This is a genomic window from Stieleria sedimenti, assembly GCF_025060895.1.
Taxonomy (GTDB): Bacteria; Planctomycetota; Planctomycetia; order Pirellulales; family Pirellulaceae; genus Stieleria; species Stieleria sedimenti.
Window position 1 is genome coordinate 1 of sequence record NZ_JANZKV010000391.1, and the last position, 1150, is coordinate 1150.

Here is a 1150-nt window from a genome sequence, read left to right on the forward strand (position 1 = left end):
ATTCTCGGGGCCTGCCAGCGCGTTCGTGGAATGCGTCCGCCGATCCACGCCTTCGTACTATCAAACGGCTTGCGAGATCGAGGCTGCGATTTTCCCGTCTGCCATTTTCTGCAATCCGGATTGGATCCCTAGTCGGCGGTTGATACGGTACACTTACGAATGGCACCAACTCGTTGGAGAGTTGTTCGAGGCGCGGTTCGGCGAATCATCGGGATAGGACGACGCGATGGACAGCGTTTACATTGAAACATCTATCGTGAGTTACGCCACAGCGTGGCCCAGTCGTGACATTCAAACGGCTGCGATGCAGCAGCAGGCCCGAGACTGGTGGAGCCTGGAGCGCCCCAAATTCGACCTTGTGACATCTCAATTGGTGATTAACGAGGCATCCGCAGGTGACCCTACCGCAGCGTCGGATCGGCTCAAGCTGTTGGATGGGTTAGATCTTGTAGATGTCGGTGCAGACGCGCAGGCACTCGCAAATCGAATTTTGGCGGCACACTTGATGCCGCAAAAGGCTGCCGCAGATGCCTTGCATGTTGCCGCAGCGGCACTCGGAGGCGTAAACTATCTCCTGACACTTAACTGCAAGCATATTGCGAACGCTCACGAGCTTCCGCGTGTCTATCGGTTACTGGATAGCGAAGGGCTTGGGCAATTATTGATCTGCACTCCCGCAGAGTTTTTGGGAGGGGATGATGACGAAGAATCCGATACTTGACGAACTGCATGCCGTCCGCGAACAGTTACTGGCTGATGCTGGTGGAACGCTGGAGGGGCTGGTGGCGAAGATTCACGCGGATCAAAAGGCGTCTGGCCGCACGGTACGGAAATCACGACGAACCATCCGATGCACCGAAGCGGCGAAGTCCGGCGATTTGCCAGTTGAGAATCATTCGTCGCCGCACGGTGATCGGTAGCGTTCGTCGACAGAACATGTATCAGGGACTTGGCGAAACTTACCTCAACGTTTTCTTTTGGCTTACTGCTTGGAGCTTTGTTGCTGCGGCCGTGACGGTGGTAATCGTCCGCGTCTTTAAGCGTTTTGCCATAGGGTGGGGCGTCGCTGCAGCGATCATGCTTGGAACTGCTTTTGCTTGTGGTTCAAACTCAATGCTCCATCGTGAGATGTTCGTCCAGCAGCATCAGC

1 protein-coding gene and 1 pseudogene are annotated in these 1150 nt (G+C 55.3%); both read left to right on the top strand.

Annotation, left to right across the window (positions count from 1 at the left end):
* Positions 1–226: 226 nt before the first annotated feature.
* On the top strand, positions 227–721 hold the full coding sequence (locus NZK35_RS34135; RefSeq protein ID WP_259637006.1) for a type II toxin-antitoxin system VapC family toxin: 495 nt from the start codon (positions 227–229) through the stop codon (positions 719–721).
* An 8-nt stretch (positions 722–729) separates the two neighbouring features.
* A pseudogene (locus NZK35_RS34140) lies at positions 730–1150 on the top strand (hypothetical protein); the annotation flags it as partial.